General features: G+C 60.8%; 23 protein-coding genes. 8 read left to right on the top strand and 15 right to left on the bottom strand.

Translation table 11 applies throughout. The features are described 5' to 3' along the window. Positions 1–35: 35 nt before the first annotated feature. A complete protein-coding gene (aldA, locus tag AB4N43_RS28515) occupies positions 36–1,460 on the bottom strand; it encodes an aldehyde dehydrogenase (RefSeq protein WP_460154239.1) in 1,425 nt (474 codons plus the stop codon). A gap of 233 nt (positions 1,461–1,693) precedes the next feature. Next, positions 1,694–2,626, bottom strand: coding sequence for a LysR substrate-binding domain-containing protein (locus tag AB4N43_RS28510; RefSeq protein ID WP_059182704.1), 933 nt, complete (start codon positions 2,624–2,626; stop codon positions 1,694–1,696). A 185-nt stretch (positions 2,627–2,811) separates the two neighbouring features. On the opposite strand from AB4N43_RS28510, the gene AB4N43_RS28505 reads away from it, so the two are divergent. Both AB4N43_RS28505 and AB4N43_RS28500 read left to right on the top strand, forming a co-directional pair. Beyond that, positions 2,812–3,990 (top strand): hypothetical protein, encoded by a 1,179-nt coding sequence (locus AB4N43_RS28505; RefSeq protein ID WP_460152450.1) that lies wholly within the window; start codon positions 2,812–2,814, stop codon positions 3,988–3,990. Between the two features lie 222 nt (positions 3,991–4,212). After that, complete coding sequence (locus AB4N43_RS28500) at positions 4,213–5,088, top strand: LysR substrate-binding domain-containing protein (RefSeq protein ID WP_059182702.1); 876 nt, start codon at positions 4,213–4,215, stop codon at positions 5,086–5,088. Positions 5,089–5,214: 126 nt separating this feature from the next. Here the strand turns inward: AB4N43_RS28500 and AB4N43_RS28495 are convergent, their stop codons facing one another. The 7 genes from AB4N43_RS28495 to AB4N43_RS28465 all read right to left on the bottom strand — a co-directional run bounded on the left by AB4N43_RS28495 (position 5,215) and on the right by AB4N43_RS28465 (position 11,757). Next, positions 5,215–6,579 carry an MFS transporter gene (locus AB4N43_RS28495; protein ID WP_027924704.1) on the bottom strand — a complete coding sequence of 455 codons (1,365 nt, stop codon included), beginning with the start codon at positions 6,577–6,579 and terminating at the stop codon, positions 5,215–5,217. A 156-nt stretch (positions 6,580–6,735) separates the two neighbouring features. Continuing rightward, positions 6,736–8,169 carry an NAD-dependent succinate-semialdehyde dehydrogenase gene (locus AB4N43_RS28490; RefSeq protein ID WP_460152447.1) on the bottom strand — a complete coding sequence of 478 codons (1,434 nt, stop codon included), beginning with the start codon at positions 8,167–8,169 and terminating at the stop codon, positions 6,736–6,738. Next, on the bottom strand, positions 8,166–9,200 hold the full coding sequence (locus AB4N43_RS28485; RefSeq protein ID WP_310265070.1) for an aldo/keto reductase: 1,035 nt from the start codon (positions 9,198–9,200) through the stop codon (positions 8,166–8,168). Before AB4N43_RS28485 ends, AB4N43_RS28490 begins: the two co-directional genes overlap by 4 nt. 10 nt (positions 9,201–9,210) lie before the next feature. Further along, positions 9,211–9,723: a formaldehyde-activating enzyme gene (gene fae / locus AB4N43_RS28480; RefSeq protein WP_008043405.1), complete on the bottom strand. Its 513-nt coding sequence runs from the start codon at positions 9,721–9,723 to the stop codon at positions 9,211–9,213. Positions 9,724–10,019: 296 nt separating this feature from the next. After that, a complete protein-coding gene (locus AB4N43_RS28475) occupies positions 10,020–10,289 on the bottom strand; it encodes a pentapeptide MXKDX repeat protein (RefSeq protein WP_460152446.1) in 270 nt (89 codons plus the stop codon). Positions 10,290–10,354: 65 nt separating this feature from the next. After that, positions 10,355–11,140: a molybdopterin-dependent oxidoreductase gene (locus tag AB4N43_RS28470; RefSeq protein WP_410922707.1), complete on the bottom strand. Its 786-nt coding sequence runs from the start codon at positions 11,138–11,140 to the stop codon at positions 10,355–10,357. Further along, the gene (locus AB4N43_RS28465) at positions 11,137–11,757 is read right to left on the bottom strand and encodes a cytochrome b/b6 domain-containing protein (protein WP_027924709.1); all 621 of its coding nucleotides are present in this window, start codon (positions 11,755–11,757) and stop codon (positions 11,137–11,139) included. The genes AB4N43_RS28470 and AB4N43_RS28465 overlap by 4 nt, the downstream gene beginning before the upstream one ends. 166 nt (positions 11,758–11,923) lie before the next feature. On the opposite strand from AB4N43_RS28465, the gene AB4N43_RS28460 reads away from it, so the two are divergent. Further along, positions 11,924–12,865 carry a class I SAM-dependent methyltransferase gene (locus tag AB4N43_RS28460; RefSeq protein WP_460152444.1) on the top strand — a complete coding sequence of 314 codons (942 nt, stop codon included), beginning with the start codon at positions 11,924–11,926 and terminating at the stop codon, positions 12,863–12,865. A 12-nt stretch (positions 12,866–12,877) separates the two neighbouring features. On the opposite strand, the gene AB4N43_RS28455 is transcribed toward AB4N43_RS28460, so the two are convergent. Continuing rightward, entirely contained in the window at positions 12,878–13,651 is a 774-nt protein-coding gene (locus tag AB4N43_RS28455) for a helix-turn-helix transcriptional regulator (RefSeq protein WP_059182698.1), read from the bottom strand. A gap of 111 nt (positions 13,652–13,762) precedes the next feature. Here AB4N43_RS28455 and AB4N43_RS28450 point away from each other — a divergent pair, with 111 nt between their 5' ends. Beyond that, a complete protein-coding gene (locus tag AB4N43_RS28450) occupies positions 13,763–14,866 on the top strand; it encodes a polyamine ABC transporter substrate-binding protein (RefSeq protein ID WP_027924712.1) in 1,104 nt (367 codons plus the stop codon). Positions 14,867–15,031: 165 nt separating this feature from the next. Then, positions 15,032–16,150, top strand: coding sequence for a DmpA family aminopeptidase (locus AB4N43_RS28445; RefSeq protein WP_460152441.1), 1,119 nt, complete (start codon positions 15,032–15,034; stop codon positions 16,148–16,150). 37 nt (positions 16,151–16,187) lie between these two features. Here the strand turns inward: AB4N43_RS28445 and AB4N43_RS28440 are convergent, their stop codons facing one another. Further along, a complete protein-coding gene (locus AB4N43_RS28440; RefSeq protein ID WP_194940295.1) occupies positions 16,188–16,643 on the bottom strand; it encodes a cupin domain-containing protein in 456 nt (151 codons plus the stop codon). Between the two features lie 193 nt (positions 16,644–16,836). Further along, positions 16,837–17,394, bottom strand: coding sequence for a winged helix-turn-helix transcriptional regulator (locus AB4N43_RS28435; protein ID WP_460152439.1), 558 nt, complete (start codon positions 17,392–17,394; stop codon positions 16,837–16,839). A 100-nt stretch (positions 17,395–17,494) separates the two neighbouring features. On the opposite strand from AB4N43_RS28435, the gene AB4N43_RS28430 reads away from it, so the two are divergent. Together AB4N43_RS28430 and AB4N43_RS28425 are read left to right on the top strand one after the other, a co-directional pair. Beyond that, positions 17,495–18,130 carry a cysteine hydrolase family protein gene (locus AB4N43_RS28430; protein ID WP_027924716.1) on the top strand — a complete coding sequence of 212 codons (636 nt, stop codon included), beginning with the start codon at positions 17,495–17,497 and terminating at the stop codon, positions 18,128–18,130. Continuing rightward, a complete protein-coding gene (locus tag AB4N43_RS28425; RefSeq protein WP_027924717.1) occupies positions 18,127–19,692 on the top strand; it encodes an aldehyde dehydrogenase (NADP(+)) in 1,566 nt (521 codons plus the stop codon). Before AB4N43_RS28430 ends, AB4N43_RS28425 begins: the two co-directional genes overlap by 4 nt. Before the next feature lie 16 nt (positions 19,693–19,708). On the opposite strand, the gene AB4N43_RS28420 is transcribed toward AB4N43_RS28425, so the two are convergent. After that, positions 19,709–20,644: a Ppx/GppA family phosphatase gene (locus AB4N43_RS28420; RefSeq protein WP_027924718.1), complete on the bottom strand. Its 936-nt coding sequence runs from the start codon at positions 20,642–20,644 to the stop codon at positions 19,709–19,711. Between the two features lie 197 nt (positions 20,645–20,841). Between AB4N43_RS28420 and ppk2 the strand changes: the two genes are divergently transcribed. Then, positions 20,842–21,759, top strand: coding sequence for a polyphosphate kinase 2 (gene ppk2 / locus AB4N43_RS28415; protein ID WP_027924719.1), 918 nt, complete (start codon positions 20,842–20,844; stop codon positions 21,757–21,759). A gap of 158 nt (positions 21,760–21,917) precedes the next feature. Here ppk2 and AB4N43_RS28410 read toward each other — a convergent pair whose 3' ends face one another. After that, the gene (locus tag AB4N43_RS28410) at positions 21,918–23,525 is read right to left on the bottom strand and encodes an MFS transporter (RefSeq protein ID WP_059182696.1); all 1,608 of its coding nucleotides are present in this window, start codon (positions 23,523–23,525) and stop codon (positions 21,918–21,920) included. Then, the gene (locus AB4N43_RS28405) at positions 23,522–24,613 is read right to left on the bottom strand and encodes an HlyD family secretion protein (protein WP_410922702.1); all 1,092 of its coding nucleotides are present in this window, start codon (positions 24,611–24,613) and stop codon (positions 23,522–23,524) included. Before AB4N43_RS28405 ends, AB4N43_RS28410 begins: the two co-directional genes overlap by 4 nt. Positions 24,614–24,667: the final 54 nt, after the last annotated feature.

Below are 24,667 nucleotides of genomic sequence, written 5' to 3'. Positions count from 1 at the left end.
TTGCAGCTTGAAGCGTGAAACTTGTCGCTGCCGCCCTAGTACTTCATGACCACGAGACGGGTCTGGGTGAATTCGAGCATGCCGTGCTTGCCGTCATCGCCGCCCAGGCCCGAGCGTTTCCAGCCAGCGTGGTAGCCCTGGTACGGATCGGCCGGGGTGCGATTGATGTAGAGCTCGCCGGCTTCGATGCCGTTGGCGACTTTCATCGTGGTGCGGTAGTTCTCGGTGTAGAGCACCGAGGCCAGGCCGAACTGATGGTCGTTGGCCATCGCCAGCGCTTCGTCGATGTCGCGGTACTTGAGCACCGGCAGCACCGGGCCGAAGATTTCTTCCTGGATGATTTCCATGTCCTGGCGGCAGCCGCTGAGCAGGGTCGGCGGGTAGAAATGGCCGTTGCCTTGCGGAATAAAACCACCGGTTTCCAGGACGGCGCCGTCCGCGATGGCGCGCTCGACCATGGCGTGGATGTTCTGCTGCGAACTGGCGTTGACCAACGGGCCCATGAAGCTGGCGTCGGTGGCGCGGTCGCCGAACTTCACGGCGCTGAGTTTCGCTTTCAGCAGCGCGAGGAATGGTTCATAGATGCTTTCCTGCACGTAGACCCGCTCCACCGCCGTGCACAACTGGCCGCAGTGGGTGGTTTTCGAGGCGACGATGGCAGTCGCGGCGGCTTCAAGGTCGGCGTCAGCTTCGATGATCGCCGGGGTTTTGCCGCCCAGTTCCAGCGATGGCTTGGCGATATTAGCCTTGCAGTAATCGAGCACGATGCGCCCGGCATTGACGCTGCCGGTCAGGGTGATCAGGCCCACAGCCTTGTGCGTGCAAACAGCGGCCGCAGTGGCGTGGTCCATGGTCAGGATGTTCACCACGCCGGCCGGCAGTCCGGATTGCGCCACAGCCTTGGCGATTTCAAAGGCCGAGGTCGGTGTGTTGTTGCTTGGACGCACCACCACGGTGTTGCCGGCAATCAGCGCCGGGGCGATTTTGCGCAGCAGCGTATAGACCGGGTAGTTGAACGGAATCAGGCACGCGACCACGCCAATGGCTTCGCGGTGCAGGAACAGGTTTTCGTTCGGGCTGTCGCTGGGAATGATCTCGCCTTCAATGCGGCGGGCCCATTCGGCGTGATAGCGGGTGATCTGCGCGGCGTAACGGGCTTCGTTGCTGGCATCGGCCACGCTTTTGCCGGACTCGGCGGCCAGGGCGGCGCCAATGTGTTCAGCGCAGGCGTCCAGGGCATCGGCGAAGGAACGCAGGTGTTCGGCGCGTTCGATACTGGTGAGTTTGCCCCAGACCTTTTGCGCGGCGGCAGCCGCTTCAACCGCGTTGACCGCTTCGACAGCGGTGGCGGCCGCGACGTGGCCGACCAATGCTTCGGTCGCCGGGTTATAGACTGCGATCAGCGCATCGCTGGCAGGTTCGATGAAGTGGCCGTTAACAAAATTTCGCTCGAGTCGCATGTGCATCGCCCATCGTTGTTTTTATCCAGTTCGAGCAGTCTTGGCATCCTGAGCGGGTTGAACAAACGATTTATTGAGCAGGCAAACATTCGAAAAATGCAGGTTACCCGCTGGAACGATGAGATCCCCTGTGGGAGCGAGCTTGCTCGCGATGGCGGTGTATCAGTCGACAACTGCATTGCCTGACACTCCGCCATCGCGAGCAAGCTCGCTCCCACAGGGATTTGTGGTGGTCAGAGAGCGGCGGTTGAGGGTTCGAGCTGCCGTTGCGCCAACCAGATTTCTTCCTGCAACCACTGGCTGAACACCTGCAATTGCGGCATCAGGGTCTGCTCCGGCCGGGTGACCAGCCAATAGGACTGGTGCCCTTCCACATGCACGTTGAGCACTTGGGTCAGCTGCCCGCTGGCCAGTTCCGGGGCGACCATGTGCCAGTCGGCGATGGTGATGCCGAGGCCATCGACGGCCGCACGAATGGCCAGGTCCAGCAGGTCGAATTCATACCCGCCCTGGGTGTCGACCCCGGTGATGCGTGCGGCGTCCAGCCAGTGTTTCCAGGTCAGGTAGCGCTGGTCTTCCCGGGCCAGCACATGCAGCAATGTCAGCCGATTGAGGTCGATGCCCTGCTCGCTCCACTCCCGCGCATACAAGGTCGGCGCGCACACCGCGATGTGCCGCTCCTGAATCAGCATCGAGCTGTTGAGGCCATCCCATTCGCCATCGCCGAAACGGATCGCACAGTCGAGGGTGCTGGTTTCCGCCAAGCTGTCCTGCAAGCGCGTGGTGATACTCAGTTCCAGCTCGGGATGCTTCTCGCGCAACCGCCCCAGACGCGGCATCAGCCAGCGGTTGGTAAAGGTCGGCGGCGCGTTGATGTGCAGGCGATTGGAATGGGTTTTCTGCTGGATGCTGCGCACCGTCAGCTCGATCTTGTCGAAGGATTGATGCAATGCCCGCAGTAATACCTTGCCGGCGCTGGTCAGTTCGAGGTGGTGGTGGCGGCGTTCCAGCAGGCTCTCGCCGAGCTGCTCCTCCAGCTGACGGACCTGGCGGCTGACCGCACTCTGGGTCACGTTCAACAACTCGGCGGCGCGGGTAAAACTACCGGTGCTGCCGGCCACTTCAAACGCCTTGAGGGCATTAAGACCGGGCATTTTGCGTTTCATGGAAAGCACTCGAGGACGTTAGCTGATCGGCCAAGCATCCCATGCCCGCCACACATTGTCCTACAGGATTTTCTCAGTAACATGCATCTGAGGAAGGTTTGCGCGCATTTTTAATCGTTTGTTCAACCCACCGTTCATCGCAAGACTGGCCGGCATCTCATATAAAAATAACCGAGAGCTGCCCCATGCCCTTCCCTGCTTCCCTGCGCCTAAGTCCTCTGTACATCGCTCTGTTCTGCACCTTTGCGGCTCCTGCCATGGCCGTGCAAGTGACCGACAATCTTGACCTCGGCGGCGCGGTTCGTGCGCGCTGGGACTACGACCCGGATCGCGACATCCAGAAGTTCGGCCTGGACACCATGTTCCTCAGCGCCAAGTACAACTCCGACAGCTGGATCGGCGAGGCCCAGTATCGTTTCTATGGCCGGTCTTATCCGTATCAGTACACCAAGAACTATGCCGACATCCAGTTCGCCAAGTTCGCGTGGGCCGGCTACAAGTTCAACCCCGACCAGCAGGTGCAAGTAGGCCTGAACACGGTGCCGTTCGGTTTGCAGCCGTACTTCGGCAGCACCTTCTACGAAACCCTGGGCAACGTCATCGGCCTGGAAGATGTGCAACAGGTCGGCGCCAAGTACGTCCAGCAATCGGGCGACTGGAACCTCCAGGCCGGTTACTACTTGCGCCCGGCGTGGCAAGGCAAAGGCACCAGCAACGGGGTCACTTACTCCAGCGTGGTGTCCGAAGCCGACAGCTATGTCGCCGACGGCAGCAACAACCAGGAGCGCAACACCGTGGTGCTGCGGGTGGCCAAGGCGCTGGACCTGGGACCGTGGAAATCGGAGGTCGGGCTCTCCGGCCTGAGTTCGTCGCTGGAGAACAAGGACACCAATGCCGATGGCCGGCGCAATGCCGTGGCCATTCACTACCTGGGCAAGAACGGCCCGTGGGGTGTGCAGTTGCAAGCGGCACGGCAACAGATGTCGCCGCGTAACCCCGGCACCGATGAGTTGGTTACCCTTGGCGGTTATGACGGCACGTACAACGTTGCCAGTCGCGGCAACTTGTATGTGGCGGACATCAGTTACGACGTCGCCGGGAAATACCTGTTCGACCAGGTCAGCGGGGTCAAGCTGTACGCCAACTACAGCGCCTTCGATAAATCCGCCAGCGAGTTCAAGACGTCGGAGCGGGTGATTTTGGGCAGTTCGTTTTCGGTGAGTAAATTGTGGGTCGCAGCGGAGTGGTTGTTTGGCAAGAATGATCCGTATATCGGGGGGAGCAGTTACACCCAGAGTCTGGGGGCTGGCGGGAGTGATCAGTGGGAGAATCAGCTTTATGTGAACATTGGGTATTACTTCTGATCGGGTAGTTCTAGCGTCCTTGATAAAGTCATCGCGAACAAGCTCGGCTCCTACAGGGTTTAGCGCACTCTTGCAGGAGCCGAGCTTGCTCGCGATGGCGTCAGCCTAAACAACACTTGCATCCGCCCATTGCTAATAGTCAGATAGGCACCACAGAGAACGCCGCCAAAACAATAAACCGGCCCGACGCAACACCAGAGGCCGGTACGGAGTCCACCTTCGATGCGTCAACTGCCCTCGCTCAATATGCTGCGCGTCTTCGAAGAGGTCGCGCGTCATCGCAGCTTCAGCCAGGCGGCGCTCGGCCTCAACGTCACCCAAGGCGCCGTCAGCCGCCAGATCAAGCAACTGGAAGACTACCTCGGCGTCGCGCTGTTCGTGCGCACGCCCCAGGGTTTGTCGCTGACCGAATCCGGCATCGCCCTCTCCCCGCACCTCGCGGAAGCGTTCGACCATATTGAACGTGCCCTGCAAGCCGTGCGCGTACCCAACCTGCGCCAGCGCCTGAGAATCCTCGCGCCACCGACCTGGGCGACGCGCTGGTTGTCGGCGCATTTGCGCGTGTTCTGTCAGCGTTATCCCGACATCAGCCTGAGTGTGACCAATCAGGCCAGCCACGACAGCCTCGCGGAAATCGACTGCCACATCCGCTTCGGCCTCGAAGCCAACAGCCATTGCAGCAGCCAATTGCTGGTGATGGAACGACACATCGCCGTGGCCAGTCCGGAGCTGTTCAGCGACGGTCAGCCGCCGGATCTGCGGGGCTTTGCGCTGCTGCACATCCTGCACGATGGCAAACGCTTGAAGGTCTGGGAAAACTGGTTGGCGGCCATGGGACGCGACGATGTCGATGCCGCGCAAGGGCTGGAGTTCAGCACGCTGGATCAAGTGATCCACACCGCGCTGGCCGGGGGTGGCCTGGCGGTGATTGACCGGCAGATGATCGAGAAGGAATTGGCCAATGGCAGCCTGCTGCCGATTACCCCGGTGGAGGTGATCGGGCCGTATGGCTATTGGCTGGATGTGGCGAATGACAAGCAGGGGTTGTCGAAGGTGCGGTTGTTTACGGATTGGTTGGGATTGGTCAGCAATCCCTGAAGCCACCGACATTCTAATGTGGGAGCGGGCTTGCTCGCGAAGACGGAGTGTCAGTCAATATTGATGGTGACTGACACTCCGTCTTCGCGAGCAAGCCCGCTCCCACATGGGAACTTTGACAGTCTGTTAGATCGGGGCCGGGACTTTCACCGCCACCGCCGCACCGCCCTCCACCGGGCTCTGTGCCTTGCACGCCTGGCTCAGTGTCAGCGATTTGGTTTCCGGCGCCCACGCCCAGGACAGCCAGGCGCCGATGGCCAGGATCGCCGCCAGAATCCCCATCGTCGGGCTCAAGCCGATCCCCGCCACACTCACCGGCAACAAGAACGTACTGATTGCCGAACCCAACCGGCTGACCGCCGTGGCCAGGCCAATCCCGCTGGCCCGCACTTCAGTCGGGAAGCTCTCGGCCGGGAACACGCCCACCAGGTTACTCACCGCCGACAACACCAGGGTAAACAGCCCGAACACCAGCACCATCAGGAACGCTGCACTGCTCGGCAACACCGCCAGCATGAACAACGCGACCGCCAGAATGATGAACGAGTTGATCAAGAACCCGCGGCGCGAGAATTTGATCGTGCACCAGATCCCGATCAACGCGCCGAGGATCAGCAGCATGTTCAACATCAGTTCAGTGCCGAAGCCTTCAGCCAGGCCCATCTTCTGCAGAATCGAAGGCAGGAAGGTGTAGATGGCGAAGTACGGCATGACGATGCAGACGAAAAACAGGCAGTTGAACGCGGTGCGTTTGCGGTATTCACGGCTGAACAGCACTGCGTAGCCGGAACGGGTTTCGGTGGATTGGGTTTCGTCGAGTTCGACGTTGGCGCCCAGATGCTTCTTGACGATTGCCCGCGCTTCGGCAATTCGGCCCTGGTTCACCAGCCAGCGCGGTGACTCTGGCGTGCCGATGCGCGCAATCAGAATCAACGCCGCCGGGATCGCCGAAGACGCCAGCATCCAGCGCCAGGCGTCATCACCCAGACTAAGCATGGCGGTGCCGACAAACGTCGCGGCCACGTAGCCGAAGGTCCAGATCACACTGAACGAACCGAGCAGCACGCCGCGATGCTTCTTCGGCGCGAATTCGGCCAGCATGGCGTGGCCGACACTGAAATCACCGCCCAGCCCGATGCCGATCAGCACCCGGCACAGAAACAGGCCCATCGCGGTTTCGGCGTAGAACTGCATGACCGAGGCGATAGTGATCAGGACAAAGCTGACCAGGAAGATTTTCTGACGGCCGACCTTGTCGGAGATCCAGCCGAAAAACAGGCTGCCGAGGAACAGGCCGATCAGGGCCGAAGCACCGATCAGTCCCTGCCAGAACGCATCCAGGTGCATCTGCGGGCTCAGCAAGGTGAACGCGATGCCGATCAGGCCGAGGATGTAGCCGTCGGTGAAATGCGCGCCGAAGGTCAGGCCGGCGATTTTCAGGTGAAAGCGCCCGATGGGCAGGTCGTCGATTTTTACCGGTTGTACGGACATGTAAATCTCCAATTGTTGTTATTGACGGAGAAATGAAACCGATCGCTGTTCTGTAGGAGTGAGCCTGCTCGCGATAGCAGGGTGTCAGTCGAAGCTGTGTTGCCTGACACACCGCCATCGCGAGCAGGCTCACGCCTACAAGGGGTGTGGTGGGGGTTAGAGGCCGCCCATCAACAGGTATTTGATTTCCAGGTAGTCATCCAGACCGTACTTCGAACCCTCGCGACCGAGGCCCGATTCCTTGATGCCGCCGAACGGCGCCACTTCCGTGGAAATGATCCCTTCGTTGATCCCGACCATCCCCGCTTCCAGTCCTTCGGCCATGCGCCACACGCGGCCGATGTCGCGGCTGTAGAAGTAGGCCGACAAACCGAATGGCGTGTCGTTGGCCTTTTGCAGCACTTCGGCTTCGTCCTTGAAACGGAAGCAGGCCGCCACCGGGCCGAATGTTTCTTCCTGCGCGATAAGCATTTCGCTGCTGGCTTCGGCGAGGATGGTCGGCTCGTAGAACGTGCCGCCGAGCGCATGACGACGGCCGCCACACAACAGCGTGGCGCCCTTCTCCAGTGCATCGCCGACGTGCAGCTCGACCTTGGCCAGCGCCGCCGCGTTGATCAGCGGGCCTTGCTCGGTTTCCCCGTCCAGCGCACTGCCGACGCGCATCGCCGCAACGGCTTCCGCGAGTTTGCCGGTAAAGGCTTCGTAGACGCCGTCCTGAATAAAGAAGCGGTTCACACAGACGCAGGTCTGCCCGGTGTTGCGGAACTTCGAGGCCATCGCGCCTTTGACCGCAGCGTCGAGATCGGCATCGTCGAAGACAATGAACGGCGCGTTGCCGCCCAGTTCCAGCGAGACCTTTTTCAGGGTTTCCGCCGCCTGGCGCATCAGCAATTTGCCGGTGCGCGTGGAGCCGGTGAACGACAGTTTGCGCACGATGCTCGACGCTTGCAGCGCCCCACCGATGGCCACCGCATCGCCAGACACAATGTTGAACACCCCCGCCGGAATACCCGCTTGCTCCGCCAACACCGCCAGGGCGAAGGCCGACAGCGGCGTTTCTTCCGAAGGCTTGAGGATCATCGTGCAACCGGCGGCCAATGCCGGACCGACCTTACGCGTGACCATGGCCAGCGGGAAGTTCCACGGGGTGATCGCGGCGACCACACCGATGGCTTCCTTGACCACGATGATCCGCGCATCGGCCTTGTGGCTCGGGATCACGTCGCCGTAAGCACGCTTGGCCTCTTCGGCAAACCACTCCAGAAAACTCGCGGCGTAGACCACTTCGCCCATGGCCTCGGCCAATGGCTTGCCTTGTTCGCGGCTGAGCAGAGTCGCCAAGTCCTTCTGGTTGCTCAGCATCAGCTCGCTCCAGCGCTTGAGCTTCTGGCTGCGCTCCTTGGCAGTGAGCTTGCGCCACGCCGGCAATGCACGGTTGGCGGCTTCAATCGCCCGATTGGTTTCTTTGGCGCCAGCCTTTTGTACTTCGGTGATCAACTCGCCGTTGGCCGGGTTGAACACCGGGTAAGTCGGGCCACCGGACGACCATTGGCCGTCGATGAAATTACCCGTGCGAATCAGCGCGCTCATGCCACAGCCTCAGTCAGGGTGAAGCGTTCCAGACCCGGACGGGCCGAACGCAAGATACGTTTGCCGGCGGTGTAATCGTTGATCACGTCGCACGGGGTGTAATTGCGTTCCAGTTCGTGCAGTTCTTCGGCGTCAAGTCTGGTATCGAGCGCGGCCAGTGCACTGTCGAACTGTTCGGTGGTGTCAGCGCCCACCAGCATGCAATCCACACCCGGATGGTTGGCCACCCAGGCCTGGGCAATTTGCGCGTTGGACACGCCACGGGCACGGGCGACACGTTGCACCGAATGGGCGATTTCGAACGAGGCTTCGTCGCTGTACATCTGCTGCGTGAAAAAGTCGGTCTGGTTGCGGGTCGACTGCACGTCGCCGGTCAGCAAGCCACGGGCCAGCGGGCTGAACACCGAGACACCGAGGCCTTGGTCGCGGCAGAACGGAATCATCTCGCGCTCTTCTTCGCGGTAGGCGCAGTTCAATTGCAGCTGCATGTTGATCGGCTTGACCCAACCGTTGCGCTCACAGGCCATGAGGATCTTCGCCAATTGCCCGGTGAGCATGGTCGAGACGCCGATGTAACGGGCCTTGCCGGAGCGCACGATGTCGTTCATGGCGCTCATGGTTTCTTCGACCGGGGTGTTCACATCGAAGTAATGCAGCATGAACACATCGACGTAATCCATGTTCAAGCGCTTCAGCGAAGCGTCGATGCTGTCCATGATGTGTTTGCGCGAATGGCCACTGGCATTGATGCCGTTGCGGGTGCCGTAGCCGACTTTGGTGGTGATCACCAGGTCTTCGCGACGGGCCAGGCGCTTGACGATGCGTCCCACCACTTCCTCGCCAACGCCAGCGGAATAGAAGTCCGCCAGGTCGATGAAGTTGACGCCGTTGTCGAGGGCGTGCGCGACGATTGGCTCGCTTTTCTTCTCGTCGAAGATCCACGGTTTCCAGTCCGGAGTGCCCATGTTCATCGTGCCCAGGCACAGACGGGAGACTTGCAGGCCGGAGTTGCCCAAACGAATGTATTGCATGGCGCGGACCTCAGGCTTTTGGCGTGTAGAAAGGGTTGCTGATGTGATTGACCACATCCGCCAGTTGCGCGGTTTCCGGCTTGCCGGTCAGCGCGGCACGGATCGCCGTGCGGCAGGCGTTGTAGTTATTCAGGTAGACCGCATCGAGGTCATCGCAAGCCGGGTTGACCCAGTTAGCGGTGACGATGGCCCATTCGTCTTCGGCTTCCGGCGGCAAAGTGCCGTCCAGCAGCGCTTCGAGTACTGCCTTGGCGATACCGGCCTGCGACGCGCCCCAGGTAGCGTTGCCGTGCAGGTCGCTGCTGATCGCGGCTTTGTTGACGTAAAGGGTCATCGGCTTGACCGGAATGTTCGGCTGGGCAATCACCATGAACGGGCAATGACCCTGGCTAGGCGACGCCAGGCTGTTGGCAAACGCCTGGCCGGCCGGGCCATTGCGCGGGCCGATCAGAATGTTGATGTGCGCGGCGTTCACGCCCGGGCCTTCGAAACCTTCACCGATGTACAGGTCGAGTTCTTTCATGAGTCGTTACTCTTCAGGGAGTTGAGGTTGATCAGAAACGCACGCAGGCAGCGGGCCTGGCGTGGCAAATGTCGGGGTTCGAAGAGCGCAGCAGGTCGCTGGCGAAGACGCGGCAGTGATGATGAGTCATGGTTGCAAACGCTCTTTTTTGTTGTTGATGAGCTGGTTTGCGATTTTTTAACACTGGGGGTTTGCGGGGCTGTAACCATTAAAAGTCATGAGGGTATGAGTTCAAGTCATACCCGGTAAACCTGTGGGAGCGAGTTTGCTCCCCGCAGGTTTCGGGAAGGATTGGACTATTGCGACATGGCGTCTTTTTTCATGGCGTCTTTGCTCATGCTGTCCTTGGACATTGCATCTTTGGACATGCTGTCTTTCTTCATGGTGTCCTTGGCCATGGCATCCTTTTTCATCGTTGTGTCTTTTTTCATGGCGTCTTTGGACATGGCATCCTTGGACATCGAGTCCTTGCTCATGCTGTCGCTGCTGGTGGTATCGGCAGCGAAAACACTGGCGGCACCCAGTGCGATGCACATGGACAGGACGGCGGTGGCTAACTTTTTCATGATCAAACTCCTCGAAGCGCAGGTTACGAATGAACGCAGCGTGGGCTGCGTGATGAATGTGTCTGTCAGCTGCCACCGAACCAGTTGTAACCCTGGTCTTCCCAGTAGCCACCGCTGTAGGTATTGCTGACGAAAATCGCCTGAATGTGTTTGGGGTTTTTGTAGCCCAGCTTGGTGGGCATGCGCAGTTTCATGGGGAAGCCGTACTGGCGAGGCAGCACCGCGCCGTCATAGGTCAGCGTCAGCAAGGTTTGCGCATGCAGCGCCGTGGCCATGTCGATGCTGGTGTAATAATCGTCTGCACATTTGAAACCGACGTACCGGGCATCGGTGTCTGTGCCGACGCGCTTCAGGAAGTCGCTGAACCGGACGCCTCCCCACCGTCCGATGGCGCTCCAGCCTTCGACGCAAATATGCCGGGTGATTTGTTCGGTTTGTGCCATGGCGCGCAGTTCTTCGAGCCGCCAACTGTGTTTGTCCGCGACCATGCCGGTCACTTCCAGCCGATAGGACTCCTCCTCCACCGTCGGTGCTTCGTCAATGCCGTAGAAGGCATTGAAGGGAAACGGCCGGGTGATCATGGATTCCGGGTAGGTCGGCGCCATGGCGTCGGGATTGAACAACCAGCCTTGCACCCGATCGTTGAAGCGCGACATGGACGACAACGCGGTCTCGACGCTTTCGTTGTCAGTCAGGTTGCAGCCAGACAGCATCGCCACACCGCCGAGGGTCAGGCCGCGCAGCAGAAACGCGCGACGCGAGCGGTCGGGGATCTGCGGGGCGAGTATTTTTCGGGCGTCTGTCAGGATCGATGACTCGTCCAGCCCGGAACTTTCGATGCGCTTTTTCATACCCGCTCCTTGCGGCCGACGATCATCGCCCACAACGTTTTTGGCACCAGTGCGACCATCACCAGATGCACCGCGACAAAAGCAACCAACAGCGACATTGCAAAGAAATGCACCCGTCGCGCGCCTTCGTAGCCCGCCAGCAGTTCACGCAACAGCGGGAACTGGACCGACTTCCAAAGCACCAGCCCGGAGACCACCAACAGCGTGATGTCGACCATCACGAACAGGTAGGCCACCCGTTGCACCTGGTTGTAATGACTCAGGTCGGCATGGCTCAACCGCCCTCTCAATGCGGCCCACAGGTCATGCAGGACACCTTTGGGAGAGACGGGTAGAAAACGGCGTTTCAGACGACCGCTGAACAGATTGATGCCGAGATAAATCAGGCCATTGAGGGCCAGAAACCACATCGCCGCGAAGTGCCATTGCAGCGCACCGCCGAGCCAGCCGCCCAGCGTGATCGACTTGGGAAAGCTGAAGTCATAAATCGGCGAGGCGTTATAGATACGCCAACCACTGGTGACCATGACCAGCACGGCCAGGGCGTTCAGCCAATGGGTCAGCCGTAACCAGCGAGGATGGCTACTGACAGAGGGTGAAGCAGATAGCTGCGACATGTCCGGCTCCCTGCGATTGATCATTGGGGCCGAGTATGGGAGCCGATTGATCGCCAAATCCTCACGTAAAGTTAAATTAAACGTGATAACTCCCGACGCGTTGCAACACGCCTTGCCTTGCATTTGTGGTTAAAATGCCGCCCCCTCAAATTGCCGACCCTGCCCGATGAACTCAGACGCACTTGCCACCCTCCACGCCCACCTGCTGACGGCCCTGGCAACGGCCCCAGCGGAAACCCGCCGCTTGTTTCACGGCCGTGGCCGCTGCTGGCCGGGGCTGGAGCAGTTGACCGTCGACTGGTTGCAGGGGGTGGTGCTGGTCGCGCTGTTCAAAGAGCCGGAAGCGTCGCAGCTGGAAGCGTTGAAACAACTGCTGATCCAGATCACCCGGTCACCCGAGTGGGCACAATCCGGCGCGCACACCTTGCTGTTGCAACATCGCTACTTGCTGCAAAGCACCACCGAGTGGCTGCTGGGCGAGGTGATCGACGAGATGACGATCACCGAGGGTGGCTTGCGTTATCGCGTGGACCTGGGCCGCAAGCAGAACACCGGGCTGTTTTTAGACATGCGTTATGGCCGTGACTGGGTGCGGGCCAATGCCCACGGCAAGCGCGTATTGAACCTGTTTGCCTACACCTGCGGCTTCTCGGTCGCCGCCATCGAGGGTGGCGCCGAGCACGTGGTCAATCTGGACATGTCCAGCCCGGCCCTGAGCCGTGGGCGCGAGAATCACCGGCTCAACGGGCACGATTTGAGCCAGGTCAGTTTTCTGGGCCATGACCTGTTCAAGTCCTGGGGCAAAGTGATTGGCAAGGGGCCTTATGACCTGGTGATCATCGACCCGCCGTCCTTTCAGAAAGGCAGTTTTTTGCTGACCAAGGATTACCAGCGTGTGTTGCGCCGGTTGCCGGAATTGCTCAGCCCTGCGGGCTCGGTGCTGGCGTGCATGAATGACCCGGCGTTTGGGTCTGATTTCCTGATCGATGGGGTGATGCGTGAAGCGCCGAGTTTGCGTTTTGAGCAGCGGCTGGAGAACCCGCCGGAGTTTCCGGATGCCGATGTTGAGTGTGGGTTGAAAGCGTTGGTGTTCAAGCTGGGCGATTGAGTCTTGCCGGGCTCAACGCGGCTGCAACACCAACGCAAACAACTCCCCATGCCCGGTCACATTAAGCTTGTGATAGACATTGCGCCGATGCACTTTCACCGTCTCCGGTGAGATACCCATGTGCTGGGCGATGGCCTTGCTGGAGAAGCCCTGAAGGATCAGCCGGGCGGTTTCGATTTCCCGTACCGACAGGCGCGCGTCGAAGCGGTCCAGCAACGTCGCGAGATCGCCGGCCACCGGTTCAGCGGTCGCGCCTTCCGGCGGCATCAATTGCAGATGGCGGCGCATCGCCGACAGCACCCAGTCGCGCACGCACAGCAGGCGGCCCTGCTCTTCCAGGCTGAACCGCGTCGAACGTCCCAGCGACAAACCCAACACCGCCCCATCAACGTGGACCATGAACTGCAACTCGTCCGCCCCCACCACCGAGCGGAAGTAACTCAGGTAGTACTCGCTCTGCTGGAACTGGTCGGGCGCCACCGATTCGAGGCTGTGCAGGCCCTCGGCAATACCGGCGCAAGCCGCCTGGTAAAAGGGGTCGAGCAGGTACATGCCGGCGCTGTAGTCCGCCAGTTCTTCGTGCTCGGCGGCACCGCCCTTCGAATCGAAATCAATCAGCAAACGCGGGACCCGCCCCGCGCGCATCACCGCGACCAGCGCATTGTCCAGCGGCACCAGCAGCCGCAATGTGTCGACCAGCGCCCGCCAGAACCCGTCCTGCCCCAACGCGCCAAACACCCGCGCCAGCGACTGGTGCACCGGCAGCTCTTTCAACAATGCGTCCACGCACTACCCCTTTCGAGTAACCCATGATGGGAATGGGTGAGTCCCCCGCCTGCCAGTACGCTGCAAGCACCTGTTCATCACCGGCCTGCAGCAGGCCAGGAGTGCCGCATCATGAGTCGTCACCGCTCGCATATCAATCTTGGACTGGGCGCCTGTTTGTGCGTCTCGTTGTCGGCCATGGCCACCGATGCCCCGACGGTGCATGTCTACAACTGGTACGACTACATCGGACCCGACACCCTGCACGACTTCAAGCGCGACACCGGGATCGAACCGGTCTACGACACCTTCGACAGCGCCGAAGTACTCGAAGGCAAACTGCTGACCAGCCGCAGCGGCTACGACGTGGTGGTGGCGAGCAACTTCAGTCTGCCGACGCTGATCAAGGCCGGCGCCCTCGCCCCGTTGCCCCACGCACAAATGCCTGACTTCAAGAACATGGACAGCGACCTGCTGGCGAAACTCGCCAACAACGATCCGGGCAACCAGTACGCAGTGCCGTACCTGTGGGGCACCAACGGGATTGGCTACAACATCGACAAGGTCCGCGCGGCGTTGGGCGACAAGGCGCCGGTGGATTCCTGGGACCTGGTGTTCAAGGAAGAGAACCTGGCCAAGCTCGGTCAATGTGGCGTGGCGATGCTCGACTCGCCGTCGGAAATGCTCCCGGTCGCCCTGCACTACCTGGGCTTGCCACCGAACAGCACCAACCCTGAAGACTACAAGAAGGCCGAGGCGCTGCTGCTGAAGTTGCGTCCGCACATCGCGTACTTCAACTCGTCCAAATTCATCAGCGACCTGGCCAACGGCAACATCTGCGTGGCGGTGGGCTGGTCTGGCGCGATGCTGGAAGCCAAGACCAACGCCGAGCAGGCCAACAACGGCGTGAAGATCGCCTACAGCCTGCCGAAGGAAGGCGCGCCGGTCTGGTTCGACACGCTGGTGCTGCTCAAGGACGCACCGCATCCGCAACAAGGCCTGGCCTTTATCGACTACCTGATGCGCCCCGAAGTCATCGCCCCGGTCAGCGATCACCTGAACTACCCCAACGGCAACCGCAGCGCGACACCGTTGGTGGCCGAAGCGACCCGCACCAACCCGGCGGTGTATCCGTCGGCTGAAGCGCTGGCCACGTTGTTCACCCTTCAACCGCTGCCGCCTGCGACTGAACGAGTGCGCACGCGGGTCTGGAGCAAGGTCAAAAACGGCCAGTGAGAACCCTGTAGGAGTGAGCCTGCTCGCGATGGGGCCATCACCTTCAACATCGATGGCGACTGATCCACCGCTCTCGCGAGCAAGCTCGCTCCCACAGGTTTTGTGACTATTTGACGGTTATCGAAAAGCCCAATTTTCTGCCACGATTTGAAGATGAGAAACCCCATGAAACCACGTGCCCGTGACCTGAACATTCAGTTCGGCCAACTGCAACCCGGCCCCCTCAATGCCATCACCGATGTACCCGGCGTCCGCGTCGGTCACAGTGAAGTGCGTGGCCGTACCGACAGCGGTCGTGACATCCACACCGGCGTCACCCTGATCGAACCGCGTGCCGGTTCCACCAACCAGCAACCGTGCTTTGCCGGTGTGCATGTGCTCAATGGCAACGGTGACGCTACCGGTCTTGAGTGGATTCGCGAAGCCGGCCTGCTGACCAGCCCGATCGCCTTCACCAACACCCACAGCCTGGGCGTGGTGCGCGATGCGCTGATTGCGCTGGACCGACAGGCCCAGCCCGATGACGGCCGGTTGTACTGGAACATGCCGGTGGTGCTGGAGACGTTCGATGGTTTGCTCAGCGACATCAATGGTTTCCACGTCAAGCCCGCGCACGTGGCCCAGGCACAGCGCAATGCCGTCGACGGACCGGTGATCGAAGGCGCAGTAGGCGGTGGCAGCGGGATGATCTGTCATGAGTTCAAAGGCGGGATTGGCACGTCCTCGCGACGCTTGAGCCCGGCGCAAGGCGGCTGGACCGTTGGCGCCATCGTCCAGGCCAACCATGGCATTCGCAACGAGTTGCGTGTCGACGGTTACCCGGTCGGGCGCTACATGGAACAGGTCGACTCACCCTTCCTCAAAGCCTCGCTACCCTATCCGGGCATGGGTTCCATCGTCGTCTGCCTGGCCACGGATGCGCCGTTGCTGCCGCACCAGTGCACACGCCTCGCGCAGCGTGCCAGCCTGGGATTGGCCCGCACCGGTGGCGGTAACGAGGACCACAGCGGTGACATCTTCATTGCCTTCGCCACCGGCAACCAGCACGTGCCACCCGCCGCCTATGAAGGCAAAGGCGCGCCGACATGCGACAACCTGCGCATGGTCAACAACGATCACATCAGCGAGTTGTTTCTGGCCGCGACCGAGGCCGTGGAAGAAGCCATCATCAATGCGCTACTGGCGTCTGACACGGTGGAAGGCAACGGCCATACGGTGAAAGGACTGGATGCGCAAACGTTGCTCAAGGCATTGCGCCAGGCGGGTTGGCCAGGCCAGCGCTGACAGAATCGCCCGATGCCACGCATCGGGCGGTCACTGATTATTTCTCCAACACCAGCAGCGGCGTGCCTTTCTTCACAATGTACGTCGCCAGCTCCGACGCTTTACCGCCACCCACGTTCCTCGCGACATGCGCCGTGCCCTCCGGGATGTACAGTGAATCGCCAGCCTTGAGCGTGACCGGTGGCTGGCCCTCCAGCTGATACTCAAACGAACCTTCGATGACATAAGCCACTTCCACTCCGGGATGCGAGTGTTTAGGCGAGGTCACGCCGGCATCGAAATCGACACGCACCTGAATCACCTCACGCTCGGCCGCCCCCAGGTCTTTGCGCACCAGATCGGTACGGTGGATGCCGGACTGCCAGCTTTTGCCAGGCTGCGCCTCATGGCCTGATTCGCCAGCCTGCGAAAAACTCGCGAAAGCTGCCAGTGAAATAACGGCAAGGGCAATGCCTGAGCGGCCAGCAGTGTTGCGGGAAGTGATACGGGACATCGCGATTCTCCAATGATTGCCGTCAATACGGTGAGCCCATTTAGAGGGTGCGGTGTATCCCGCTCGTGTCACGCAGGCCATGGTTTTGTATGCGAAGTTGGCTGCTGGCCCCGCGGATACGTAGCGATACAAACATGCGCCCGCGAAGACCGACTGTCTGCAGAAATGCCCACCGTCACCAGACAGCTGACATTCACCGGGGACTCACTTCAATGCGCTCATTGCCCCTGAACCACTGCAACCGGATCCGCCCCACGCCCCCCTTGAAGGCGTCACGTCGTGCTTTGCGTTCAGCGGCGTAGGCTTCGCTGGGTGTGCTGATCAGTTCGCCACGGCGCAACGGTTCGCCGCAATGTGCACACAACGGCCCCAGCCCTGCGGGATGTCGACAGGTGGCGTGGGTGTAAACGACCGCCAGCCCCTCCTCCTCTGACTTGCACCAGGTTTCACCCCAGGCGCGCAGTGCCAGCACCACGGAATAGAACGCATCGCCTTTGGGCGTCAGGTGGTACTCGTAGCGCGGGGGCCGCTCGCTGTAGGCGCGGCGCACGACCAGCCCGTCAGCCTCCAGGCGTTTGAGACGGGTGGCGATCATTTGCGGGGTCCCGGCGGTTTGCGCCTGGATCTCGTCGAATCGATGGCTGCCCATGAACAACTCGCGCAGCACCAGAACCGTCCAGCGGTCGCCGACGACGGCCTCGGCCCGTGAAATCGGGCACAGGGTTTCAGGAACAGGTGTATTTACCGACATGCGGTCTTGCCTCTCTTGCAGTTACTATGATTATCATATCAACATGATATCCGGGCAAGCGCCGGACATCGGTCACTCAACATTCCAGGAGAACACCGCCATGTCAAAAGCCCTCTATCCCCTCGACAGAACCGCTTATCTGTTGGTCGATCCTTACAACGACTTCCTCTCCGAGGGCGGCAAAGTCTATCCATTGATCGAACCGATCGCCGCCCAAGTCGGCCTGCTCGACAACTTGCGCGCACTCGACCGCACCGTCCGCGCCCTCGACATTCCGGTGGTCATCGTACCGCACCACCGCTGGGAAAAAGGCGACTACGAAAACTGGGATCACCCGAGCCCCACCCAATGCAAGATCATGCACATGCATCACTTCGCGCGTGGCGAATGGGGTGGTGAATGGCATCCGGATTTCGCGCCGAAGGACGGCGACATCGTCGTTCAGGAGCACTGGGGTTCGAGCGGTTTTGCCAACACCGACCTTGATTTCCGCCTTAAGCAGAAAGGCATTACCCACGTGATCATCGTTGGGTTGCTGGCCAATACCTGCATCGAGGCTACCGCACGTTACGCGCAAGAACTGGGCTATCACGTCACCCTGGTGCGCGACGCCACGGCGGCCTTCAAGCCTGAAATGATGCACTCGGCCCATGAACTGAATGGTCCTACGTTCGCTCATTCCATCGTGACCACACCCGAACTTATCGCCACGCTGACCCAAGGTGACCGCCCATGAACTTGACAGGCAAGCTCATGATCGGCGCTCGTGATGTGAGCGGTTCTGAAGGAACGATGAAGGCGCTCAACCCTGCCACGAACCAGTTGATTGAACCGGATTTCGCCCTGGGTGGCTCGGCCGACGTCGACCGGGCCGCGACCCTCGCTGATGCAGCGTTCGATGTTTACAGCCATACCTCGCTGGCCAAGCGCGCCGCGTTCCTCGACAGCATCGCCGACAATCTCGATAAGGTCCGTCAGGCGCTGGCGGCCCGAGCCGCACTCGAAACCGGCGTGCCCGAGGCGCAACTGGAGGGCGAAGCGATAAAAGCCGCCACCCAGTTTCGCCAGTTTGCCGATGTCGTACGCAGAGGACGCTTCCTGCAACTGGCCATTGATCCGGCACAACCTGATCGTCAGCCGCGTCCGCGCATGGACCATCGTTTGCAGAAGATCGCCCTCGGCCCGGTAGCGATTTTCGGCGCGAGCAACTTCCCTATCGCCTATTCGGTTGCCGGCGGTGATACCGCTTCGGCACTGGCCGCTGGCGCAACCGTGATCCTCAAGGCGCATAACGCGCATCCCGGGGCTTCGGAAATTCAGGCACACGCCATCCGCGACGCCGTGCAAGCGCACGATCTGCCCGAAGGCGTGTTCTCGATGGTGCGCGGTGACGGTAACGCCATCGGTGAAGCGCTGGTCGATCACCCGCTGATCAAAGCGGTGACGTTCACCGGTTCGGAACGTGGCGGCATGGCGCTGTATCGCCGTGCGCAACGGCGTCCCGATCCGATTCCGGTGTTCACCGAGATGACCAGCATCAACCCGACGTTCATCCTGCCCCATGCGCAGGCGGCAAAAGGTGCGCTGATCGGTGACGGCTTTATCGAGCGCATGCTGGTCAACGTCGGGCAAGCCTGCTTGAAACCCGCGCTGTTGATTGCCATCGACGGGCCTGGCTTTGAGGCCATGCGCGCCGCGATGATCAAGCGCGTCAACGAGGCGTCAGCGCGACCGATGCTGACACCCGGCATTCACGCAGCCTATTTGAACGGTCTTGGCCAGATCGAGGACGCAGGGGCACGGCGTATTGGCGAAGGTTCACCGGCCATTGCGGCACTGGAGGGCGCCTCAGCGTTGCTGGAAGTCGACGGCGATCAATTCCTGAGCGAAGCGCTGCTGGCTGAAGAAGTCTTCGGCCCGTCAGCGCTGTTGGTGAACGTCAGGGATGAGGCAGAAATGCTCGCTGTGGCGCGTTCGCTGCGGGGGCAACTGTCGGCGGCCATGCACCTTGAGGATGAGGATCTGCCCTTGGCGCAGCGCTTGTTGCCCGTGCTGGAGCGCCGCACCGGACGCATCGTCGTCAATGCCTTCGCGCACCCGCAGGAAGTGACGTTTGCCACCGTTCACGGTGGACCGTTTCCGGCGACGTCGGACAGCCGCTTCACGTCGGTCGGCATGACCTCGATTGAGCGGTTCTTGCGCCCGGTGGCTTACCAGGGTTTTCCGCAAGCGCTACTGCCGCAGGTGTTGCGAGACGCAAACCCGCTGGCGTTGCCTCGCCTCATTGACGGTGTCTAGAACGGGGGCTCGGGGTTCAATGCCGGGCCATCAGGCCATGCAGGACCCCGAACCTCAACCCGCCCTCGGAAGGCGTCATCTGCGAGATACCGAAGACTTTGAACGCCGCCAGCATCACCACCAGCCCACCCGGCAAGGTGCTCAAACGGTGGTTTTGCAAGCCGGCCAACTTGAGCTGTTTCACATGCCCCACTTCCAGCAGGCGCAACGACAGGCGCAGCAGGCCGCTGTAGGTGATGCCGCTTTCGCCGTCGTCGTTCATGCCGTTGGCCTTGAGCACTTTGGCGAGCATCCGTGCGGTCCCCGACGAGCCGATGGCCTGCTGCCAACCCAACGCTCGATAACGCCGCGCGACTTTTTCAAACTGCAGCGTGGCCACCCGTTCCGCCTCCAGCAGTGCCGGAGCCGTGATGCAACCACCGGAAAAATAACGCGCGCCAAAGGTGCCGCTGCCAATCGCAATGCTCTCGGTCAACAGCGGTTGAGTGCCCTGCCCCAGAATCAACTCGGTGGAACCGCCGCCGATGTCCACCACCAGTCGCATGCTAAGCGGACTGGGGATCGAATGGGCCACACCGGCGTACACCAGATGCGCCTCTTCGTGCCCGGAAATCACATCGATGCGAAAGCCGAGATGACGCTCGGCGCTCGCCAAAAACAGTTGTGCATTGTCGGCCTCGCGCACTGCGCTGGTCGCCACCGCCCGCACCCGCCCAGGTTCGAATCCGCGTAGCTTTTTGCCGAATCGCGAGAGCGCCTGCCAGCCACGGTCCAGCGCCATTTCATCCAGCGCTCCGCCCTGAAAACCCTCCGACAAACGGACAGGTTCACGCAGGGTTTTCACCTCGTGAATCATCCACTTCTGGTTCCGTTTGACCGGTTGGCCAATCATCATGCGAAACGCATTGGAGCCCAGGTCGATGGCTGCAAACAGGGAGGCGTCTCCTTTCATGGGGCGGATTCCTGGCAATTTCATCAGCCCGCGGACGGAGTTCCGCTGAGCGCTCAAGACGGTTTGCGAGGATCCTGCCATGGGTTAGGTGACACCAAGATGACACCACGGTTTTTTTCACTATGTCTTCATCGTCACTTGTCCGTCACATCCCCCGGCCTAGCATGGCCACCTCCACCTCTGTCGGGACTCGGACCATGCATTTAGACAACGACACCCTGATTCAACGTATCCATCGTGAGCTGCTCGACCACAGCGACGAAGAGCTGGAACTGGAGTTGATGGAGGACGGACACGACCTTAACGCACTGTTCGATGAGCACGTCGGTGACAGCCGCGAAAAAGAACAGCGTCGCCGCTATTTCAGCGAGCTGTTCCGCCTGCAGGGTGAACTGGTCAAGCTGCAAAGCTGGGTGGTGAAAACCGGGCATAAAGTGGTGATCCTGTTTGAAGGACGCGACGCAGCGGGCAAAGGCGGCGTGATCAAGCGCATCACCCAGCGGCTCAATCCGCGAGTCTGCCGGGTCGCCGCCCTGCCCGCCCCCAACGACCGCGAGCGCACCCAATGGTATTTCCAGCGCTATGTCTCGCACCTGCCGGCCGCCGGCGAAATCGTGCTGTTCGACCGCAGCTGGTACAACCGTGCGGGCGTCGAGAAGGTCATGGGTTTCTGCAACGACGACCAATACGAAGAATTTTTCCGCACCGTGCCGGAGTTCGAACGGATGCTCGCCCGTTCCGGTATCCAGCTGATCAAATACTGGTTCTCGATCTCCGACCAGGAACAGCACCTACGCTTCCTCAGCCGCATTCATGACCCACTCAAGCAATGGAAACTCAGCCCGATGGACCTGGAATCCCGCCGTCGCTGGGAGGCGTACACCAAGGCCAAGGAAATCATGCTGGACCGCACCCACATCGCCGAAGCGCCGTGGTGGGTAGTGCAGGCCAACGACAAGAAACAGGCCCGACTCAATTGCATCCACCACCTGCTGGGGCAGATGCCGTATGAAGAAGTGCAATCCCCGGTGATCGAGCTGCCAGAACGCGTGCGCCAGGAACACTACACGCGCAGCCCGACGCCACCGGAACTGATCGTGCCGCAAGTATATTGAGACCGACGGGGGCGCATGCGCGCCCAACCGTCATCATTGTGTAACCTTGCGCCAACAATACTGACGCCATACACCGCGTGCTTTTTTTGGGCTGCCTTTTGGGGCGGCTTTTTTTTGTCGGCTGGTTTGTACACCTCAGGCCGCTGGGTGAGCTCGTACTAGCCGTTTTCGACTTCGGCTACGGCTCGCATCGCAGGCGCTTTCGCGTATCGCGACAGTCCAATCTTGAGAATAACCAACAGAGGGGCAGCAACGACAAAGAGCATCGCGACTGCGAAGAACGCGGTATCAAAAGCAATCACAGTAGCCTGCCCTGTCACGACCTTGCCCAACAGGCTCGTCGCGGCACGACCGGCGGAGACTGGGTCCATGCCCTTTCCCGCCAGCATCGCACCTGTGGTGGTCAACCGTTCGATGAGTGCGTTCCCTCCTGGCGTAACGTTGGCACCAAGGACCGCGCTATTGATGACAACGTGATGCTCGATCAGCGTCTGGAGCCCCGCGACGCCCATCAAGCCCCCCAATTGCCGCCCTGTGTTGAACAGGCCAATGCCACAGGCGAGGTTGCGGCTGTTGAGGTCGCTGAAGGCGATCAGCGTGATCGACAGAAACAGAAAACCAAGGCCCAGGCCTCGTAGCAGGATGGCGGTCATCATGCTGGCCGTGCCGCTTTCGCTGGTCGAACCGGACAGCATCCACATGGCCCCCATGATCATCAGGATGCCAAAGGGCACGGTCGCCACAGGGGGAACGTGGCGGACTTTGAAGAGAAAGGCCGCGATAAACAGTGAACCGATAAAAAAACCGCTACTGGGCAACAAGAGCAGGCCGGCCTCGGTCGGGGTGAACGCGAGCACCGACAGGGCAAACGCCGGAATCAGGAACGCGCTGCCGAACAACGCAGCACCGGCGACAAAACTGACGATAAAGGCAAAGGTAAATTCGCTCGATTTGAACACGGTGAAATCGAACAGCCCCTGGCCTTTGACCAACAGTTGCTGACCGATAAATGCCAGCAACGCGCCGCCGCCAAGCATCGTCAGCAACAGAATGTGCGGTTCCTCAAACCAGTCCCAGCGGCTGCCCTGAGTGAGCACGTAGGTGAAACAGAACAGCGTCGTAGCGATCAGTGCGAAGCCGAGCCAGTCGAAGGAGCGTTGTCGCGCACTGGCAGGCACCGGGTGGTCGGCGATGAGCAAAAGACCGGACGCCGCCAAGGCCAGCGGCACCACGCTGAAGAAAATCCAGGTCCAGGACTGGCTGTCGATCAGCCACCCTTGCAGGGCCGGCGCGACCGTCCCGGGTGCGACCACCGAACCCATGGCGAACAGGGCTTGCAGGATTGGCTGCCAGGACCGCGTATACGCGCGAAATATCAGCGCCTGCCCCCCGACCAGCAGGATCCCCGCAGCGAAACCCTGGATAACGCGAAGCGCAACCAGCAGGTCCAACTGAGCGGTAATGGCGGCCATGCAGCACGCCAGCCCCATTAACAGTGTTGAGCCGGTGATCACATGACGCGGATAGAAACGGCTCAACAGCCACGGGGCGGTCATGAACCCGATCAGCTTTAGCGCGATGTAGCCAACGTCCAGCCAGGCGAACTCATCAGGCGTGGCATAGGTGTCGCCGATAATGTCGCCGCGTCCGAGCGATAGAACGGTGCTGGCGATCGCTTCCGTCAACGTGGCCAGCACGATCCCCGTCATGAGCAGCACGCCGGAGGTGGCACTGACAGGGCTGCGCGTGGCGACAGTCGTGTTCATGAGTCATCCCCGCTCGCCACTTCAACCCGCGCGGACAGACCCGGCACGATGCGCCCCGGCATTGGGTTGTGGGCAAAGCGGATCTTTACCGGAACCCGCTGCACGACACGCACAAAGTTACCGGTCGCGTTGTCGGGCGGTAGCAAGCTGAACGCCGAACCACTGCCCGGTGCAAAACTGTCGACCACGCCGGCAATGGCCTGGTCGGGATAGCCATCGACCGTGATACGCACACGCTGGCCGGGATGGAGGGTTTCGAGCTGGGTTTCCTTGAAATTGGCCACGACCCATACATCGTTGACCGGCACGATGTCGAGCAAGGCAACGCCCGGTGTCACGAACCGGCCGAGTCGAATCTGCCGGTTGCCGACAACACCCGCCACCGGCGCACGCACCACGGTGTGGTCAAGATCGATCTGCGCGAGATCACGCGCGGCCTGCGCTTGCGACACAGCCGCCTCGGCCGCCGCTCGTTCGGCCACGAACACGGCGATGTTTTGTTGTTGCGCCTCGACCGTTGCCGAAGCAGCCGAAACCGACGCCTCGGCTCTGGATTGCGCGGTGCCGGTTTCATCGACCAGTGCCTGGCTGACCGCGTTGCTGACGATCAACTGGCGGCTGCGGTCATGGGTCTTGGTCGCCAGGCTCATCTCGGCGGTGGCCGAACGGCGTTGCGCTTCGGCCTGTCGAATCAACGCATGTTGCAACTGGATCTGTGCATCGACATGGGTCAGGCGTGCCCGGGCTGCGCTGACATTGGCCTCCGCTTGCGCCAGTCTGGCGCGATAGTCGCGCTCATCGATACGAAACAGCACGTCACCGGCCCGTACAGTCTGATTATCCTCAACCTCCAGCGCTGTGACATAGCCACCGACTTTGGCGGCGAGCGACGTAACATCACCGCGGACATAGGCATTATCGGTCGAGGTCACACCACTCGAAAATGCAATAACCACCCAGGCCACCATAACCCCTACAGCAGCGACGCACAGCAGTTTGCCGATGGTCTGGCGCTTGCTTCGCGGCGCAATGACAACAGGAGTGCCGGCGTCAGCGCCAATGGCGGCATTGTCCTGGAGCGAGTTCATATTTTTATTTCCTGTTCAGTGCCTGGAACAACCGCTGCCGCCGGGCGGCAGAGT

Source organism: Pseudomonas sp. S2_B07, from assembly GCF_054668435.1.
Note: the sequence above shows the minus strand (reverse complement) of the source record. Positions and strands in the feature narration are given on the sequence as shown.

Bases quoted from the DNA above. Each gene is read 5' to 3' on its own strand.
- aldA (WP_460154239.1), bottom strand. From the start codon at position 1,460: ATGCGACTCGAGCGAAATTTTGTTAACGGCCACTTCATCGAACCTGCC.
- AB4N43_RS28510 (WP_059182704.1), bottom strand. From the start codon at position 2,626: ATGAAACGCAAAATGCCCGGTCTTAATGCCCTCAAGGCGTTTGAAGTG.
- AB4N43_RS28505 (WP_460152450.1), top strand. From the start codon at position 2,812: ATGCCCTTCCCTGCTTCCCTGCGCCTAAGTCCTCTGTACATCGCTCTG.
- AB4N43_RS28500 (WP_059182702.1), top strand. From the start codon at position 4,213: ATGCGTCAACTGCCCTCGCTCAATATGCTGCGCGTCTTCGAAGAGGTC.
- AB4N43_RS28495 (WP_027924704.1), bottom strand. From the start codon at position 6,579: ATGTCCGTACAACCGGTAAAAATCGACGACCTGCCCATCGGGCGCTTT.
- AB4N43_RS28490 (WP_460152447.1), bottom strand. From the start codon at position 8,169: ATGAGCGCGCTGATTCGCACGGGTAATTTCATCGACGGCCAATGGTCG.
- AB4N43_RS28485 (WP_310265070.1), bottom strand. From the start codon at position 9,200: ATGCAATACATTCGTTTGGGCAACTCCGGCCTGCAAGTCTCCCGTCTG.
- fae (WP_008043405.1), bottom strand. From the start codon at position 9,723: ATGAAAGAACTCGACCTGTACATCGGTGAAGGTTTCGAAGGCCCGGGC.
- AB4N43_RS28475 (WP_460152446.1), bottom strand. From the start codon at position 10,289: ATGAAAAAGTTAGCCACCGCCGTCCTGTCCATGTGCATCGCACTGGGT.
- AB4N43_RS28470 (WP_410922707.1), bottom strand. From the start codon at position 11,140: ATGAAAAAGCGCATCGAAAGTTCCGGGCTGGACGAGTCATCGATCCTG.
- AB4N43_RS28465 (WP_027924709.1), bottom strand. From the start codon at position 11,757: ATGTCGCAGCTATCTGCTTCACCCTCTGTCAGTAGCCATCCTCGCTGG.
- AB4N43_RS28460 (WP_460152444.1), top strand. From the start codon at position 11,924: ATGAACTCAGACGCACTTGCCACCCTCCACGCCCACCTGCTGACGGCC.
- AB4N43_RS28450 (WP_027924712.1), top strand. From the start codon at position 13,763: ATGAGTCGTCACCGCTCGCATATCAATCTTGGACTGGGCGCCTGTTTG.
- AB4N43_RS28445 (WP_460152441.1), top strand. From the start codon at position 15,032: ATGAAACCACGTGCCCGTGACCTGAACATTCAGTTCGGCCAACTGCAA.
- AB4N43_RS28440 (WP_194940295.1), bottom strand. From the start codon at position 16,643: ATGTCCCGTATCACTTCCCGCAACACTGCTGGCCGCTCAGGCATTGCC.
- AB4N43_RS28435 (WP_460152439.1), bottom strand. From the start codon at position 17,394: ATGTCGGTAAATACACCTGTTCCTGAAACCCTGTGCCCGATTTCACGG.
- AB4N43_RS28430 (WP_027924716.1), top strand. From the start codon at position 17,495: ATGTCAAAAGCCCTCTATCCCCTCGACAGAACCGCTTATCTGTTGGTC.
- AB4N43_RS28425 (WP_027924717.1), top strand. From the start codon at position 18,127: ATGAACTTGACAGGCAAGCTCATGATCGGCGCTCGTGATGTGAGCGGT.
- AB4N43_RS28420 (WP_027924718.1), bottom strand. From the start codon at position 20,644: ATGAAAGGAGACGCCTCCCTGTTTGCAGCCATCGACCTGGGCTCCAAT.
- ppk2 (WP_027924719.1), top strand. From the start codon at position 20,842: ATGCATTTAGACAACGACACCCTGATTCAACGTATCCATCGTGAGCTG.
- AB4N43_RS28410 (WP_059182696.1), bottom strand. From the start codon at position 23,525: ATGAACACGACTGTCGCCACGCGCAGCCCTGTCAGTGCCACCTCCGGC.
- AB4N43_RS28405 (WP_410922702.1), bottom strand. From the start codon at position 24,613: ATGAACTCGCTCCAGGACAATGCCGCCATTGGCGCTGACGCCGGCACT.